Annotated in this window: 11 protein-coding genes and 1 pseudogene; 4 read left to right on the plus strand and 8 right to left on the minus strand. The window is 71.9% G+C overall.

The features are described 5' to 3' along the window. Positions 1–28: 28 nt before the first annotated feature. From JF597_RS30360 to JF597_RS30375, 4 genes are all read right to left on the minus strand, one after another. The gene (locus tag JF597_RS30360) at positions 29–1,162 is read right to left on the minus strand and encodes an aromatic ring-hydroxylating dioxygenase subunit alpha (RefSeq protein WP_294002649.1); all 1,134 of its coding nucleotides are present in this window, start codon (positions 1,160–1,162) and stop codon (positions 29–31) included. A gap of 52 nt (positions 1,163–1,214) precedes the next feature. Beyond that, the gene (locus JF597_RS30365; RefSeq protein ID WP_294002652.1) at positions 1,215–2,378 is read right to left on the minus strand and encodes an NAD(P)/FAD-dependent oxidoreductase; all 1,164 of its coding nucleotides are present in this window, start codon (positions 2,376–2,378) and stop codon (positions 1,215–1,217) included. Next, entirely contained in the window at positions 2,375–2,737 is a 363-nt protein-coding gene (locus JF597_RS30370; RefSeq protein WP_294002655.1) for a bifunctional 3-phenylpropionate/cinnamic acid dioxygenase ferredoxin subunit, read from the minus strand. Before JF597_RS30370 ends, JF597_RS30365 begins: the two co-directional genes overlap by 4 nt. Positions 2,738–2,997: 260 nt before the next feature. Beyond that, entirely contained in the window at positions 2,998–4,110 is a 1,113-nt protein-coding gene (locus JF597_RS30375; protein ID WP_294002658.1) for an S-(hydroxymethyl)mycothiol dehydrogenase, read from the minus strand. 246 nt (positions 4,111–4,356) lie between these two features. Between JF597_RS30375 and JF597_RS30380 the strand changes: the two genes are divergently transcribed. Further along, a complete protein-coding gene (locus JF597_RS30380) occupies positions 4,357–6,798 on the plus strand; it encodes a SpoIIE family protein phosphatase (protein ID WP_294002661.1) in 2,442 nt (813 codons plus the stop codon). On the opposite strand, the gene JF597_RS30385 is transcribed toward JF597_RS30380, so the two are convergent. Then, entirely contained in the window at positions 6,784–6,987 is a 204-nt protein-coding gene (locus tag JF597_RS30385; RefSeq protein ID WP_294002665.1) for a hypothetical protein, read from the minus strand. The genes JF597_RS30380 and JF597_RS30385 overlap by 15 nt on opposite strands. Before the next feature lie 269 nt (positions 6,988–7,256). Between JF597_RS30385 and JF597_RS30390 the strand changes: the two genes are divergently transcribed. After that, positions 7,257–7,697, plus strand: coding sequence for an SPW repeat protein (locus tag JF597_RS30390; RefSeq protein WP_294002668.1), 441 nt, complete (start codon positions 7,257–7,259; stop codon positions 7,695–7,697). Between the two features lie 74 nt (positions 7,698–7,771). On the opposite strand, the gene JF597_RS30395 is transcribed toward JF597_RS30390, so the two are convergent. Both JF597_RS30395 and JF597_RS30400 read right to left on the minus strand, forming a co-directional pair. Then, positions 7,772–8,539, minus strand: coding sequence for a metalloregulator ArsR/SmtB family transcription factor (locus tag JF597_RS30395; protein WP_294002694.1), 768 nt, complete (start codon positions 8,537–8,539; stop codon positions 7,772–7,774). Positions 8,540–8,702: 163 nt separating this feature from the next. After that, positions 8,703–10,172, minus strand: coding sequence for an APC family permease (locus JF597_RS30400; RefSeq protein ID WP_294002671.1), 1,470 nt, complete (start codon positions 10,170–10,172; stop codon positions 8,703–8,705). 139 nt (positions 10,173–10,311) lie between these two features. On the opposite strand from JF597_RS30400, the gene JF597_RS30405 reads away from it, so the two are divergent. Next, a complete protein-coding gene (locus JF597_RS30405) occupies positions 10,312–11,499 on the plus strand; it encodes an ROK family transcriptional regulator (protein WP_294002674.1) in 1,188 nt (395 codons plus the stop codon). A 112-nt stretch (positions 11,500–11,611) separates the two neighbouring features. After that, complete coding sequence (locus JF597_RS30410; RefSeq protein WP_294002676.1) at positions 11,612–14,359, plus strand: exo-beta-D-glucosaminidase; 2,748 nt, start codon at positions 11,612–11,614, stop codon at positions 14,357–14,359. Here the strand turns inward: JF597_RS30410 and JF597_RS30415 are convergent. After that, a pseudogene (locus tag JF597_RS30415) lies at positions 14,346–14,995 on the minus strand (hydrolase); the annotation flags it as partial. The gene JF597_RS30410 and the pseudogene JF597_RS30415 sit on opposite strands and share 14 nt — an antisense overlap.

Consider the following 14,995-nt stretch of genomic DNA (forward strand, 5'->3'; position numbering starts at 1 on the left):
CGCCGGCGGCGCAAGCGCGCCACGGGCGTCACTCCGGCTGCAGGGTTCCGAGCCGTTCGCCGACCCAGTCGTGGAAGGCGCCGATGTGGTGCTCGCTGGGCACCAGCACCCCGCCCTTGGCGTACAGCCGTGAGCTCATGCCCGGCTGCGTGCGTTCGCAGGCCTCGAAGTCCTGCCGGTTGACCCGGTCGAAGAGCTCCACGGACCGGCTGACGTCCTTGCCGCTCTCGACGACGTGCGGCAGGTAGAGCCAGTCGCACTCGACGATCGTGCGGTCGGCGGCCACCGGGTACATCCGGTGGAATATCACGTGGTCCGGGACCAGGTTGATGAACACCTGCGGCTTGACGGTGATCGCGTAGTACCGCCGGTCCTGGTCCACCGAGACCCCGGGGATGCGGTCGAGTCCCTCGGAGCCGTCGACGGTGAAGCCCTGCACGTCCGCGCCGAACTCGGCGCCGTGGCCGACGTAGTACTGGGCCGCGTAGCCGTCGGCGAACTCGGGCAGCACCTCGGTGAGTTCGGGGTGGATGGTGGCGCAGTGGTAGCACTCCATGAAGTTCTCGATGATGAGCTTCCAGTTGGCCTTGACGTCGTAGACGATCCGCCTGCCGACGGAAAGCTCCTCGATGCCGTAGCGCTCGATCGACTCGACGTCACCCAGCCGCTCGACGGCCGCCCCGATCACGTCCTCCTCGAAGGACGGCGGGTTCTCCGCGAGGCACACCCACACATAGCCGAGCCACTCGCGGACGGCGACGCCCACCAGGCCGTACTCGGTGCGCCCGACGTCCGGCATCCTGGTGAGGTTGGGGGCGGCGACCAGCCTGCCGTCCAGGTCGTAGGTCCAGGCGTGGTACGGGCACTGGAACGCCCGCCTGACCTCGCCCGTCTCCTCCGTGCAGAGTCTGGCGCCGCGGTGCCGGCAGACGTTGAAGTAGGCGCGGACCGACCCGTCCCGGGCCCGGGTGACGAGGATGGACTCGCGGCCCACGTCGACGGTGCGGAAGGCGCCGGGCTTCGGCAGATCGGCCGCGCGGGCCACGCAGAACCACATCGTCTCGAAGATGCGCTCCTGCTCCTGGGCGAAGATCCCGGGATCGGTGTAGGCGGAGCCGGGGAGGGTGGCGATCAGGCTGTCCGGCAGGCTGGTCGAGGTCACGGTGCACTCCTCGGAGAACGTCGTGGATCGGTGGGGTGGCGCGGGCGCCGGGTCAGGACGCGGCGGTGCCGAACTGCTTGCGGGCGCGGGTGAACAGCCGCGGCTGGTTCATCCCGAGCACGGCGACCTGCCGGCCCGCCCGCCGGTACACGGCGAGGAAGCTGCGGTCGTCGGTCGAGCCCTCCTCGACCGTCACGCTGTCGGCCCCGGCGGCGTGACCGACGAACTGGATCTTCACTCCGTACTGGTCGGACCAGAAGTACGGCGGCCGGGGCGCCCCCGGTTCCCGCGCGCCGTGGGCGAGCAGCGTGGCGACGGCGGTGTCCGGCCGTTCCCGCGCGCCGGTCCAGTGCTCGATCCTGCGGTGGGCGCCGGTGTGCGGGTCGTACCAGTTGGCGCAGTCGCCGACGGCGACCACCCCGGCGACGCTGGTGCGGCCGTCGGCGCCGCACTTCACGCCGTTGTCGAGGGCGATGCCGGAACCCGCCAGCCAGTCGACCGAGGCGCGCGCCCCGACCCCGACGACGACGGTGTCGGCGGGCACGCTGCGGCCGTCCTCGAGCAGCACGCCCGCCACCTGGCGCTCGCCGCTCAGCCCCTTGACCCCCACTCCGCACAGCAGCCGTACCCCGTGGTCGGCGTGGAGCGCGGAGACGACGGCGCCCATGGCCTCGCCGAGCGGTCCGGCCAGCGGGGTCGGGGCCGCCTCGATCACGGTGACGTCGAGGCCGAGGGCGTACGCGGTGGAGGCGACCTCGGCACCGACGAACCCGCCGCCGATCACCACCAGGCGGCCGCCCCGGGCGAGGTCCGCCCGCAGCGCCCGGGCGTCGTCGAGGGTGCGCAGCGTGTGGACGCCGGCGAGGCCCTCGGTGCCGGGCAGGGTACGGGCGGCGGCGCCGGTCGCGATGACCACGCCGTCGGCGCGGACCTCCCCGCCGCCGGCGAGCCGGATCGCCTGCCGGGTGCGGTCGAGACCGACGGCCCGTGCGCCGAGCAGCCACTCCGCCCCGAGGTCCTCGTCGTCGCGCTCCAGTGCCAGGTCCGCCTCGCCGAGGGTGCCGGCGAGGAACTCCTTGGAGAGCGGCGGCCGGTCGTACGGCCGGTGCGGCTCGTCGCCGACGACGACCAGGCGGCCGTCGTACCCCCGCTGCCGCAGCGAGCGCGCGGCCGACAAACCGGCCAGCGAGGCGCCCACCACGGCGACGGTCCTCACGCCGCGCCTCCGGCGAGGCGGGCGGTGACGCACGGCGGCAGGTTGGGCGCCTCGGCGGAGAGCCGGACGTAGACCGTGCCGTCCTCCACGACGACCTCGTGGGTGCGGACCGGGAGCTTGGCCGGGGGTGCGTCCACGGCGCCGGTGCGCAGGTCGAACCTGGAGGCGTGCAGGGGGCATTCCACCTCGCAGCCCTCCAGCCAGCCGTCGGCGAGCGAGGCGTCCTGGTGGGTGCAGGTGTCGTCGATGGCGAAGAGCTCCCCGTCGTCGGTGTGGAACACCGAGACGGGCGGTTCGATGTCGAGCCGGTGGGCCTCGCCTCGCGGCAGATCCGCGAGACGGCACGCGGGAATCATCATGACACCTCGGTGCGTATAGCGAAACGGATTGCGATGAGCGCAACGCCAGTCTGGAGGCCGCCGCGAAGCGTTGTCAAGGAGTTCACGCGCCGGTTTACCCGGCCTCCGACGGCGGTCCCGCGGGCACGCCGAAGCGCCCTCGAAAGCAGGCGTGAGCAGGGCGAACAGGCCCCGGTGGGGTGCGGGCACGGCCCTGCCCCGGTGCCGTCACCGGGGCAGGGCCGCTTCGCCTGTGGGCGGTCGGAGACCGCGGCCGTTCGTCAGAGGAGCACGACGGAACGCAGCACGTCACCGTGGTGCATGCGCTCGAACGCCTTCTCGACCTCGTCCAGGGCGATGGTCTCGGTGACGAAGGCGTCGAGGTCGAGGCGGCCCTGCATGTACAGGTCGATGAGCATGGGGAAGTCCCGGGAGGGCAGGCAGTCGCCGTACCAGGACGACTTGAGTGCGCCACCGCGACCGAAGACGTCGAGGAGCGGCAGTTCCAGCTTCATCTCCGGAGTGGGGACGCCGACCAGGACGACGGTGCCGGCGAGGTCGCGGGCGTAGAAGGCCTGCTGGTAGGTCTCCGGGCGGCCGACCGCCTCGATGACGACGTCGGCGCCGAAGCCGCCGGTCAGTTCACGCACCGCGTCGACGGCGTCGGTCTCCTTGGAGTTGACCGTGTGGGTGGCGCCGAGCCTGCGGGCGTTCTCCAGCTTGCGGTCGTCGATGTCCACGGCGATGACGCGCGCCGCGCCGGCCAGGTTCGAACCGAGGACGGCCGCGGCGCCGACGCCTCCGCAGCCGATCACGGCGACGCTGTCGCCGCGGCCGACGTTTCCGGTGTTGAGGGCGGCGCCGATGCCCGCCATCACGCCGCATCCCAGCAGCCCGGCGGCCGCCGCCGAGGCGCGCCGGTCGACCTTGGTGCACTGCCCGGCGGCCACCAGCGTCTTCTCGGCGAACGCCCCTATGCCGAGGGCGGGCGAGAGTTCCGTCCCTCCCCCAGACTTCGTCCGGGAGGTGCCCCCAGTCAGGGTCATCCGCTGCCCGGCGTTGTGCGTGGCGAAGCAGTACCACGGACGCCCGCGCAGGCAGGCGCGGCACTGGCCGCACACCGCACGCCAGTTGAGGATCACGAAGTCACCGGGCGCCACGTCGGTGACATCGTCGCCGACCGCCTCGACGATCCCCGCCGCCTCGTGCCCCAGCAGGAAGGGGAAGTCGTCGCTGATGCCGCCCTCGCGGTAGTGCAGATCGGTGTGGCAGACGCCGCAGGCCTGCACCTGTACGACGGCTTCGCCCGGCCCCGGGTCGGGCACCACGATCGTCTCGAGGCTGACGGGGGCGCCCTTGCTCCGCGCGACGACGGCACGGACCTGCTGGGACATGGCCACTCCTCCACTGACAGAGGCGGCGAGATGTTGCTCGATACGGCACGCATCTCGTGTTTCGCAACACAGCATCGCGGAGGCCGAACCGGGGGTCAAGGATCCGTCGGCGGCCCCCGCGTCCGGCACGGCCGGGGCGTGCACCGCATGCACGGGGGCCGACATCGCACCCGCAGGTATCATTTATTAGGCAAACACCACAAACACCGACATCCCGAGTCCGGCACGGATGTGCCCGAGGTGAGGATGCGCGACATCACCTTCGACGGCCGCGGCGAGCTCCCTGAGCCCGGGGGCGAGGCGGAGGTACTGCTGGACGCGCAGGGCCGGGTGGCGGCCTGGGGCCCCGGCGCCGAGGCGCTGCTCGGTCACCCGGCGCGGGAGGTGCTCGGCCGGCCCGCGGCCGGCCTGCTGCACGACCCCGCCGAGGCGGGGCGCGTGGTGCGGCGGTGGGAGGACGGCGTCCGCCAGGGGCCGCTCGTGCTGCGGCGGCGCGGCGGGGAGCCGGTCGAGGTCCAGGTCTGGGTACGCTCCCTCACCGCCGCGGACGGCGAGCAGCGGTGGCTCGTACAGGCGGCCGGCGCGGAGGCGTACCGCACGTACGAATTCGGCCGTGCCCTGCTGCAGGGGCTGTTCACCGACATCCCCTTCCACATCGACCTCTTCGACACCCGGCAGCGGTTCATCGCCCAGAACCTCGCGCAGCGGCGCGCCGGGGTGTTCCGGGATGCCGAGTACTCCGGGCACACCATGCGCGAGATGGCCCCGCCCGGCCTCCTGGACATCGACGCGCTGGAGGAGCGGCAACGGCGGGTGCTGGAGACCGGCAAGGCGCTGCTCGACACCGAGGTGGTCGGCCACCCCGTACCCGGTTCGCCGCAGGACTACGTGTGGTCGGAGTCCATCCTGCCGCTCAGGGACCCGGCCGGGACGGTGATCGCGCTGGCCCATGTGGTCTCCGACGTGACCCACCGGGTCCGCTCGCGCGAGCGGCTGGTCCTGGCCAACGAGGCCGGCACCCGGATCGGCACCACCCTGGACCTGTGGCAGACGGCCCGGGAGCTGGCCGAGGTCGCGGTGCCGTGGTTCGCCGACGCCTGCCACGTCGACCTGCTGGACTCCGTCCTCTCCGACCGGGACGACACGGACGGCAGGGAGCCGGCCGACGACGCACGGCCGCGCCACCCGCTGCTGCGCCGGGCCGCGTCCGACGGAGTGACCGCCGGGGACACGCCCCCCGGCGGGGCGCGCACGGTACGGGTGGGCGACCTCGACACGGCGGCGACGGTGCCGGGCTCGCCGTTCCTCGCCGCCCTCGCGAAGGGCGAGTCCGTCCTCCTCACCGACGAGCAGCTGCGCCCCGCCGCCACCGACCCCCGCCGGGCACCGGGAGCGGGCCCGGACGTCCACTCCTGGCTGCTGGTCCCCATGCTCGCCCGGGGCGTCGCCCTCGGAACCGCCGTCTTCATGCGCTCGCGCAGCCCACGCCGGTTCGAGCCCGAGGACGTGCTGCTCGCCGAGCAGATCGTGACCCGTACCGCGGTGTGCGTCGACAACGCCAGCCGCTACCACCGGGAGCGGACGACGGCCCGGACCCTGCGGCGCAGTCTGCTCCCCCAGCACCTGCCGTCGCCGTCGGCGGTGCGGACGGCGTCCCGCTATCTGCCGGCCAGCGAGCACACCGGGCTGGGCGGGGACTGGTTCGACGTGATCCCGCTGTCCGGGGCCCGGGTGGCGCTCGTGGTGGGCGACGTGGTCGGGCACGGTCTGCAGTCGGCGGTGACCATGGGCCGGCTGCGCGGTGCCGTCCGCACCCTCGCGGACCTCGACCTGTCCCCCGCGGAGCTCCTCGCCCACCTGGACGACCAGATGAACCGGTTCCTCGACGAGCGCGGCGACGAGGTGTCCCTGGTGACGGGGGCGACCTGCCTGTACGCGGTGTACGACCCGGTGTCCCGGCTGTGCCAGCTGGCGCGTGCCGGTCATCCGCCCCCCGCGGTCGTCACCGCGGACGGCGCCGTCGACTTCGTGGACCTGCCCGGCGGCCCGCCCCTCGGCCTCGGCGGTGTCGTGTTCGAGGAACGGGAGATCGCCCTGGCCGACGGGGACCTGCTGGTCCTCTACACGGACGGACTGCTGGAGTCGCGTGCGCAGGACTTCGTCACCGGGCTGCGCCGGATGCGCGCCACGCTCTCCCGCACCCCCGCGTCGGCCGCACCGCAGGAGGTGTGCGACACGCTGGTCACCGAACTGCTGCCACCGGGCCACCAGGACGACGTGGCCGTGCTGGTGGCCCGGATGAGGGGTCTGGCCCCGGACGCCCATGTCACCTGGGAGATCGAGGCGCAGGAGCAAATGGTCCGCCGGGCACGGGAGCTGACGGCCCGGCAGCTCGCGCGGTGGGGTCTGGCGGAGGAGTCGTTCACCACCGAGCTCATCGTGAGCGAGCTGGTGACGAACGCGCTGCGGTACGGCGGCGCGCCGATCACCGTGCGCCTGATCCGGGACCGGAGCCTGATCTGCGAGGTCTCGGACGGCAGCAGCACCTCGCCCCATGTGCGGCGCGCCCGGGACACGGACGAGGGCGGACGCGGTCTCTACCTCATCACCCAGCTCGCACAGAACTGGGGGACGCGGTACAACGCGCGGGGCAAGACCATCTGGGCCGAGCAGTCACTTCCCGGCTGACGCGCCCGCGGCGGAGGGGGGCCGGTCGTCGTCCGAGCCGGGTACGACGACCAGGAAGGCGTCCGAGCCGAGATCCATCACCACGGTCGCCCGCTCGCCCTCGGCGCGGCACCGCGCCGCGTACTCCTCAGCCGGCCACGAACCCCGGGGAGCCCCGGCGGGAAATCGCTCCAGCACCCTCGCACCCATAGTGGTCCTGCACCTCCCGGGTCGGTTTTCGCCTTTCCCTGCGGCTGCCCCCGATCGACGCGGACATGCCGGAAACGCCCCGGACTGCCGCCGGCCGCCGGTCCGTCGCACGACGCGGTGTTCACGCCCCTGGCTGCGGGAGCGCGGCTGAGCGCACCCGGAACGCCCGAGAGGTACACATAAAGAAGAGATAAGAGCAGAATGGTAGGTAGTGGCGTTTACCGCACGCACCAGACGCGGTCAGGCCTGCAAGTCAAAGGAGACGAGTCATGGCCAACGTCTCGCACGGCAGAAGTGACATATCCAGCCACCCCGATGTCTCCGAGATGCGGGAGCGCTACGACCGCATGCTCGGCGGCCGTGACGTGGCACTCGTGGACGGACCGGTGTTCCTCCTCGGTCTGTACTGCGCGGCGTCCCCGTGGATCCTCCACTACACGGCGAGCCAGCCCGCGCTCGTGGCCCACAACCTGATCATGGGCATAGCGATAGGCCTGCTGGCACTGGGCTTCACCAGGGCACCGGAGCGCATGTACGGCCTCAGCTGGGCCATGTGCGCGCTGGGCATCTGGATGATCATCGCCCCCTGGGTGGTCGGCACCAGCCCGGACACGGGCGTCATCATCAACAACGTCGTCATCGGCGCGCTGGCCCTCTGCCTCGGGTTGGTGTGCGCCGCTTCGGCGGCCAGGCGGACGCCCATGACCTAGGCACCGAGCATCCCCTGGAAGGGAGGACGCGGGGCCGGTCCGATGACGGCGGACCGGCCCCGCCGCGCGCCCGCTCAGCGGCCGGGGACCAGCCAGGGCTCCTGCGGGAGGGGGCTGCCCGTCTCGAGGAGGGACTTCAGGTTGGAGAGGACGGCCGGCCAGCCGGACGAGATCGCCCGGAGTTCGCCCTCGTCGTTGAGGTCCTCGTGGGTGACGGTGAGCTTCACGATGTCGGCGTGCGGGCGGATGTCGAAGGTGACGCGGGAGTGCCGGGCCCGGTCGCCCTCGTCCGCGGGCGCGGCCCAGGTGGTGACCAGCCGGGTGGGGCGGTCGCTCTCGACGACGCCGCCGACCACGTCGGCGATGCCGGAGTCGTCGGTGCGGACGTGCTCCCAGCGGGATCCGGGCTGCCAGTCGGAGACGTTGGAGTGCCCCCAGTAGACGGCGGTCAGGTCGGCGTCCGTGAGGGCGTCCCAGACCTTCTCGGGGGTGCTGGCGATGTAGGTGACGTAGACATAGCTGGGCTGGTCGCTCATGGCTTCCTCGGCTCGTCGCTTCAGGTCGCCGAGCGCGCGCAGGCGCGGGCGCTCGAACTTGTCGATCCACCGCTCCTGGATCTCGTGGAGCGGCACCGGGTTGAGGTAGTGCAGCTTCTCCCGTCCCCGCCGCACGGCACTGATCAGGTTGGCGGCCTCCAGGACGGCCAGGTGCTGGGTCACCGACTGCCGGGTCATCGCGATGCGCTCACACAGCTCGCCCAGCGTCTGGCCGTTCTGCTCGTGCAGCCGGTCCAGCAGCCGCCTGCGGGTGTCGTCGGCCAGCGCCTTGAAGACCTGGTCCATCCCGCTGTCGTCCTCTGATCGCACACTCAACGTTATGCAGGCAATTACTTGCATGTCAATGCCGGCACCGGTGCGGTGCGGTTCGGGGAGCCGTGCGGTTCATGAAAAAAGCCTCACCCGGCGGTAGTTGACCGCCGGGTGAGGCTGACGTGTGGCGGGGACGCTACACCACGGCCGGTTCCTCCGGCGTCAGGTACTCCTCGCTGATCTCCCTCGCCCCGAACGGCCACACCTTCTCCAGCCGGGCCCAGACCAGGAACGCCACGCAGCCGAGGGCGAGCCAGGCCAGGGACCACTCGATGGGGTGGCGGCCCGGGGAGTTGCGGTCCGCGTAGCCGTAGATCACGCACCAGCCGGCGAAGGCAACGATGCTCGGCAGCGGGTAGAGCCACATGCGGTACGGCCGCTTCAGGGCCGGCTGCCGGCGGCGCAGCACCGTGAGCGCCACGATCTGGGCCAGCGCCTGGACGATCACCATCACGGTGGTGAGCAGCTGGATCAGGGTCGCCAGGTCGGTGTGCCGGCCGATCAGGAAGCCGATCGCGGTGATCACGCCCATGGTCGCGAGCCCGAGCATCGGGAAGCGGTGCTTCGGGTGCAGCTTCTCGTAGGGGCGGAAGAAGACGCGGTCGCGGGCGGCGTCGTAGGGCACCCGGGAGCCGCCGAGCAGGCCGGTGAAGACCGAGGCGAAGGCGGTGATGAGGATGAGCACGGTCACCGTGTCGGCGGCGCCCTTGCCCCAGGTCTTCTCCAGGACCGCCGAGGCGACCGAGGTCGAGGCGATGTCGTCCGGGTTCGTCATGCGGTGCCAGTCGACGACGCCGAGCGTGCCGATCTGGAGCAGCAGGTAGATGGCCATGATGCCGAGGATCGAGAGGAGGATGGACCGCGGCAGGACGCGGCCGGGTTCCTTGATCTCGGCGCCCATGTACGCGGTCGTGTTGTAGCCGAGGTAGTCGTAGATGCCGATGGTCAGGCCCGCGGCGAAGCCGAGCCAGAAGTGGTCGCTGGTCAGGTCGAAGGCGTGGGCCGGGTACGTGAAGGCCAGGTGCGGGCTGAAGTCGGTCGCCGCGGCGACGATCACCAGCAGCACCGAGGCGATCATCACCGTCCACATGACGGCGGTGATCCGGGCGATGTGCTCGATGCCGCGCCAGAGCAGGAGCACCACCAGGGCGATGACGCCGAGCCCGATCAGGTCGCCGGAGGTCTGGCCGAGGCCGGGGGCGAGGTAGCCCAGGTACTGGACGAAGCCGACCACGCCGGTGGACATGATCAGCGGGATGAAGAGCATCGCCGTCCACACGAACAGGAACGGCATCAGGCGTCCGGTGCGGTACTGGAAGGCCTGCCGCAGATAGACGTAACTGCCCCCGGAACCGGGCATCGCGGCACCGAGCTCGGCCCAGACGAGGCCGTCGCAGAGCGCGAGCAGCGCGCCCGCGACGAAGCCGATGACGGCCTGCGGGCCGCCGAACGCGGCGACCATGAGCGGGATGGTCACGAACGGACCGATGCCGCACATCTGGCTCATGTTGATGGCGGTGGCCTGGAACAGCCCGACACGGCGGACGAAACCGCCGGCCGGTGGCGCACTGCCCGAGACGACGGGACTACCGGGACCTGCAGACATGAGGGCTCCTGAGCGAGACACGGGGAGGTGGGCGAGGCGCGTACGACGGGCGGGTGCCGACTCGACGGGATGGCCGATAAAGTTAAGGAGCCTTACTAGATGCGTCAAGTATGCGCCGGGAATCGGTGAGAATGGTGCGATGGCCGCCAGCGACGTCGTAGAGGAGCAGGAGCAGCCCTGGAGCCGGCAGCGACTGCGCAGCACCAACGAGCGGCTGCTGCTGGACCGGCTGCGCCTGCTCGGCTCCGCCTCGCGCGCCCAACTGGCCAGGGAGACGGGTCTGTCGAAGCCGACGGTGTCCAGCGCACTCGCGTCCCTGGAGACGGCGGGGCTGGTCCACGAGGTCGGCACCCACGTGCCGGAGCGCGGCCGCACGGCCGTGCTGTACGCGCCCGACCCGGCGGCGGGCTACGCACTCGGCATCGATGTGGGCCGGAGCTGGCTGCGGGCGGCGGTCACCGATCTCGACGGCACCCTGGTCGCCCGTTCCGACGTGCGCAACCGGGCCCGGGGCTCGGGCGCGATGGCCGACCTGCTGGTCGCAACCGCCCGGCAGGTCGTCGCCAACTCAGGAGTGGATCCGGCCGAGGTGGTGCACGGGGTGGTGGGCACGCCGGGCGTGTACGACGAGCGGCAGCGCCGGGTGCGGTACGCGATGCATCTGCCGGGCTGGGGGCGCGCGGGCCTGTTCGACCGGATGCGCGAGGAGCTGGGTGTGCCGCTGGAGGTGCACAACGACGCCAATCTGGCGGCCCTCGGCGAGTACACGTACGGCGTCGGGGCGGGCAGCCGGCTGTTCGCGTACATCATGATCGGCACCGGCCTCGGGATGGGCGTGGTCAGCGAGGGGCGGCTGTTCACCGGGGCGCACGGACTCGCCGGGGAGATCGGCTTCCTGCCCTGGCCGGGGCGGCAGCGGGGGCCGGAGCGCCTGGAGGACGCGGTCTCGGGGGTGGCCGTGGTCGAGACCGCGCGACGGCTGGGGATGACCGGGCAGCTCACCGCGAAGTCCGTGTTCGACGCCGCCCGCCAGGGCGACCGGGCCGCCGCCGAGGCGGTACGGCTCGAGGGCGAGCGGATCGCGCACACGGTGGCCGCGGCCGCGGCCGTGCTCGACCCCGACCTGGTGGTGCTCGGCGGCGGGGTCGGCCACAGCGTCGACCTGCTGCTGCGCCCCGTGCGGGAGCACTTGCGCACCCTCACCCCGCTGCGCCCGAAGCTGGCGCCCAGCGGCCTCGGCGAGGACGCGGTGCTGCTCGGCGCGGTGGCCACGGCCCTGGGCACCGCCCGTGACCTGGTGTTCGAGCGCAGGTCGGGCACGTCCTGACGGCCGCGGCGCCAACTCGCGCAGGCGCCACGGTGATTGACACGACCTCTGCGGCGCCCTAGCTTGAGCCGGGTTAGTAAAGTTTCCTAACTTTACGAGCCTGGAGACCATCGTGTTCCCTCGCCGTGCCCCCGGACACCGCCTCGCCACGGCCGCCGTGGCCCTGGGACTGCTCTGCTCACTCAACACCAGCGCCTGGGCCGGGGCCCGCGACCCGGCCCACGCTTCCACCGGGATCACCCGTGTGCCGTCCGCCGCCGGGTCCGCCACCCCGCTGTCGGGCTATGCGATCCGGTCGACGGCCGACGTGGGCGACTCCGCGTCGGCGGTCTCCTCCCCCGGTTACCCGACGCAGGGCTGGTATCCGGCGGGGCCCCGCTCCACGGTCCTGGCCGCGCTGCTCGCCGACGGCGTCTACCCCGACCCGTTCGTCTCCACCAACCAGCAGCAGATCCCCAAGGCGCCCTTCCAGGTGCCCTGGTGGTACCGCAGCGACTTCTCGGCGGCCGACCCCGCGCAGCGCACCTACCTCGACTTCAGCGGGGTGATCTCGGCGGCCGACGTGTACGTGAACGGCCGTCAGGTCGCCACCACCGCCGACGTCGCCGGTGCCTACACCCGGCACGAACTGGACGTCACCTCGCTGGTGAAGGCCGGCACGAACACGGTCGCCTTCCGCATCCAGCCCAACAACCCCAACAAGAACCTCACCATGGGCTGGCTCGACTGGCTCCAGCCGCCGCCCGACCAGAACATGGGCATCGTCCGGGACGTCCTGGTCCGGCGCGGCGGCCCGGTCGCGCTGCGCGACGCGCACGTGGTGACGAAGCTCGCGGTGCCGTCCCTCGCGACGGCGGACCTGACCGTGAAGGCGCAGGCCCGCAACGACTCGGAAGCGCCGGTCACCGCCGAGGTCTCCGGCACCGTCGCCGGGGTGACCCTCACCCGGTCGGTCCAGCTCGCCGCCCACCAGGCCACGACCGTCACCTTCACCCCGGCCGACACCCCCGGTCTGCACCTCGCCTCCCCGAAGGTGTGGTGGCCGGCGGGCATGGGCGGCCAGCCGCTCTACGACCTCGACCTCACCGCCTCCGTCGCCGGCACGGCGTCGGACACCGCGCACGAGAGCTTCGGCATCCGTGACGTCCGGGCACCGCTGAACGCCGACGGCGCCCGCCAGTACTCGATCAACGGCCGCCGGCTGCTGATCAAGGGCGGCGGCTGGTCGCCGGACGAGTTCCTGCGCTGGGACCGCGCCTACGCCGAGGACCGCCTCAAGTACGCCGTGGACCTGGGCCTCAACGCCATCCGCCTGGAAGGCCACATCGAGCCCGACGAGTTCTTCGACCTCGCCGACCACCTCGGCGTCCTCACCCTGCCCGGCTGGGAGTGCTGCGACAAGTGGGAGGGGCAGACCAACCCCGGCGAGAGCGGCGAGAAGTGGACCGCCGCCGACTACCCGGTAGCCCAGGCCTCGATGGCCGCCGAGGCCGCCCGGCTGCGTGACCACCCGAGCGTGATCTCCTTCCTGATCGGCAGCGACGCCGCACCCGACGCGAAGATCGAGAAGAACTATCTGGACGCCCTGGACGCCGCCGACTGGTCCGTCCCGGTGGTTCCCGCCGCCTCGGACAAGTCGGCGCCTCAGCTGGGCAGTTCCGGCATGAAGATGACCGGCCCCTACGACTGGGTCCCGCCCGGCTACTGGTACGCCAAGCGCGAGGGCGGCGCCACCGGCTTCAACTCGGAGACCAGCGCCGGACCGGACATCCCGACCCTCGACACCCTGCGCCGGATGATGACCCCGGCCGAACTCGACACCCTCTGGAAGAACCCGGACGCCAAGCAGTACCACCGCTCGCCGTCCGCGACCTTCGGCACCCTGAAGGTCTACGACGCCGCCCTCACGGGCCGCTACGGCGCCCCGAAGAGCCTCACCGACTACGTCCGCAAGGCCCAGCTCGCCCAGTACGAGAACGTCCGCGCGCAGTACGAGGCGTACGAGCGCAACCAGACCGACGCCTCGAAGCCCTCGACCGGGGTGATCTACTGGATGTTCAACAGCGGCTGGACGTCCCTGCACTGGCAGCTGATGGACCGTTACCTCGACCAGGGCGGCGCCTACTTCGGCGCGAAGAAGGCCAACGAGCCGCTGCACGTCCAGTACTCCTACGACGACCGCTCGGTGGTCGTGGTGAACAACCGGCACACGCCGGCGGCCGGGCTCACCGCGCGGGCCACCCTCTTCAACCCCGACGGCACGCAGAAGTACGACAAGGCCGTCACCGGTGTCTCGGTCCAGGGCGACGGCGCGCACGGCACCGCCCTCACGCTGCCGGCGTCGGTGTCCGGGCTGTCGTCCACCTACCTGGCGCGGCTGGTCCTCACCGACGCCGACGGCAAGGAGGTGAGCCGCAACGTCTACTGGCTCTCCACCCGGCCCGACACCCTCGACTGGACGAAGACCGACTGGTGGCACACGCCGACGACGAGCTACGGCGATCTGTCCGGGCTCTCCTCGATGGCCCAGGTCCCGGTCACGGCGACGGCGTCGACGACCGAGGCCGACGGCACCTCGACCACCACGGTCACCGTCCGCAACACGGGCACCGGGAAGACCCCGGCCCTGCTGACGGACGTCCATCTGGTCGACGCGAACGGCAGGCCCGTGCTGCCGGTCCGGTGGTCGGACAACGAGGTCAGCCTGTGGCCGGGCGAGTCGGCGACCCTGACGGCCACCTACCGGACCGCCGACCTGCACGGCGCCACGCCCCAGGTGCGGGTCTCCGGCTGGAACGCGGTGGAGCGGACGGTTCCGGCGGGCCTGCCGGAACCGTCCGTCCCGCTCAGCTCACGTTGAGCGCGGTGTCGTCGATGACGAAGGACGTCTGGAGGGTCGAGCCCTCGACACCGGTGAACTTGATGGTGGCCGTGGTTCCGGCCAGGGAGGAGACGTCGAAGCTCTTGAGGACGTATCCGGAGGACGCGTTGAGGTTCGAGTACGTGGCCAGGGTGGTGGATCCGGCGGTGACCGTCAGCTTGTCGTAGGCGGTGCTGGTGGTGGTCTCCGCGGTGTCCACGTGCAGATAGAAGCTGAGCGTCGCGGAGCAGCCGGACGGGATGGTCACCGACTGGGACAGGGTGTCGGTGTGGGCGGACCCGTAGCCGTCGAGCCAGGCCTTGTAGGAGCCGGTGCGGGCCGCCTCGCTGCTGGAGTTGGTGATGACCCCGCTGCTGCCGGTCCAGGTGGTGTTGCCGGACTCGAAGCCGGGGTTGCCGAGGAGCTGGGCGGAGGTGCAGGTGCCACCGCCGCCCCCTCCGCCGCCGCCACCGCTGCTGCCGCTGGACGCGCCGGTGAGCCAGGCGGTGGCGTTGAGGGCGAGGGCGGCGTTGGTGGCGCCGCTGTCGTTCCAGCCGTCGTACAGGGTGTTGCCGGACTGGCCGGTGCCGTCGTCGATGGGCGAGCTGTCGCCCCAGAACGCGACCCGGCCGCTGC

The organism is Streptomyces sp., assembly GCF_019510245.1.
Classification (GTDB): domain Bacteria; phylum Actinomycetota; class Actinomycetes; order Streptomycetales; family Streptomycetaceae; genus Streptomyces.

Bases quoted from the DNA above. Each gene is read 5' to 3' on its own strand.
- JF597_RS30370 (WP_294002655.1), bottom strand. From the start codon at position 2,737: ATGATGATTCCCGCGTGCCGTCTCGCGGATCTGCCGCGAGGCGAGGCC.
- JF597_RS30375 (WP_294002658.1), bottom strand. From the start codon at position 4,110: ATGTCCCAGCAGGTCCGTGCCGTCGTCGCGCGGAGCAAGGGCGCCCCC.
- JF597_RS30380 (WP_294002661.1), top strand. From the start codon at position 4,357: ATGCGCGACATCACCTTCGACGGCCGCGGCGAGCTCCCTGAGCCCGGG.
- JF597_RS30385 (WP_294002665.1), bottom strand. From the start codon at position 6,987: ATGGGTGCGAGGGTGCTGGAGCGATTTCCCGCCGGGGCTCCCCGGGGT.
- JF597_RS30390 (WP_294002668.1), top strand. From the start codon at position 7,257: ATGGCCAACGTCTCGCACGGCAGAAGTGACATATCCAGCCACCCCGAT.
- JF597_RS30395 (WP_294002694.1), bottom strand. From the start codon at position 8,539: ATGGACCAGGTCTTCAAGGCGCTGGCCGACGACACCCGCAGGCGGCTG.
- JF597_RS30400 (WP_294002671.1), bottom strand. From the start codon at position 10,172: ATGTCTGCAGGTCCCGGTAGTCCCGTCGTCTCGGGCAGTGCGCCACCG.
- JF597_RS30405 (WP_294002674.1), top strand. From the start codon at position 10,312: ATGGCCGCCAGCGACGTCGTAGAGGAGCAGGAGCAGCCCTGGAGCCGG.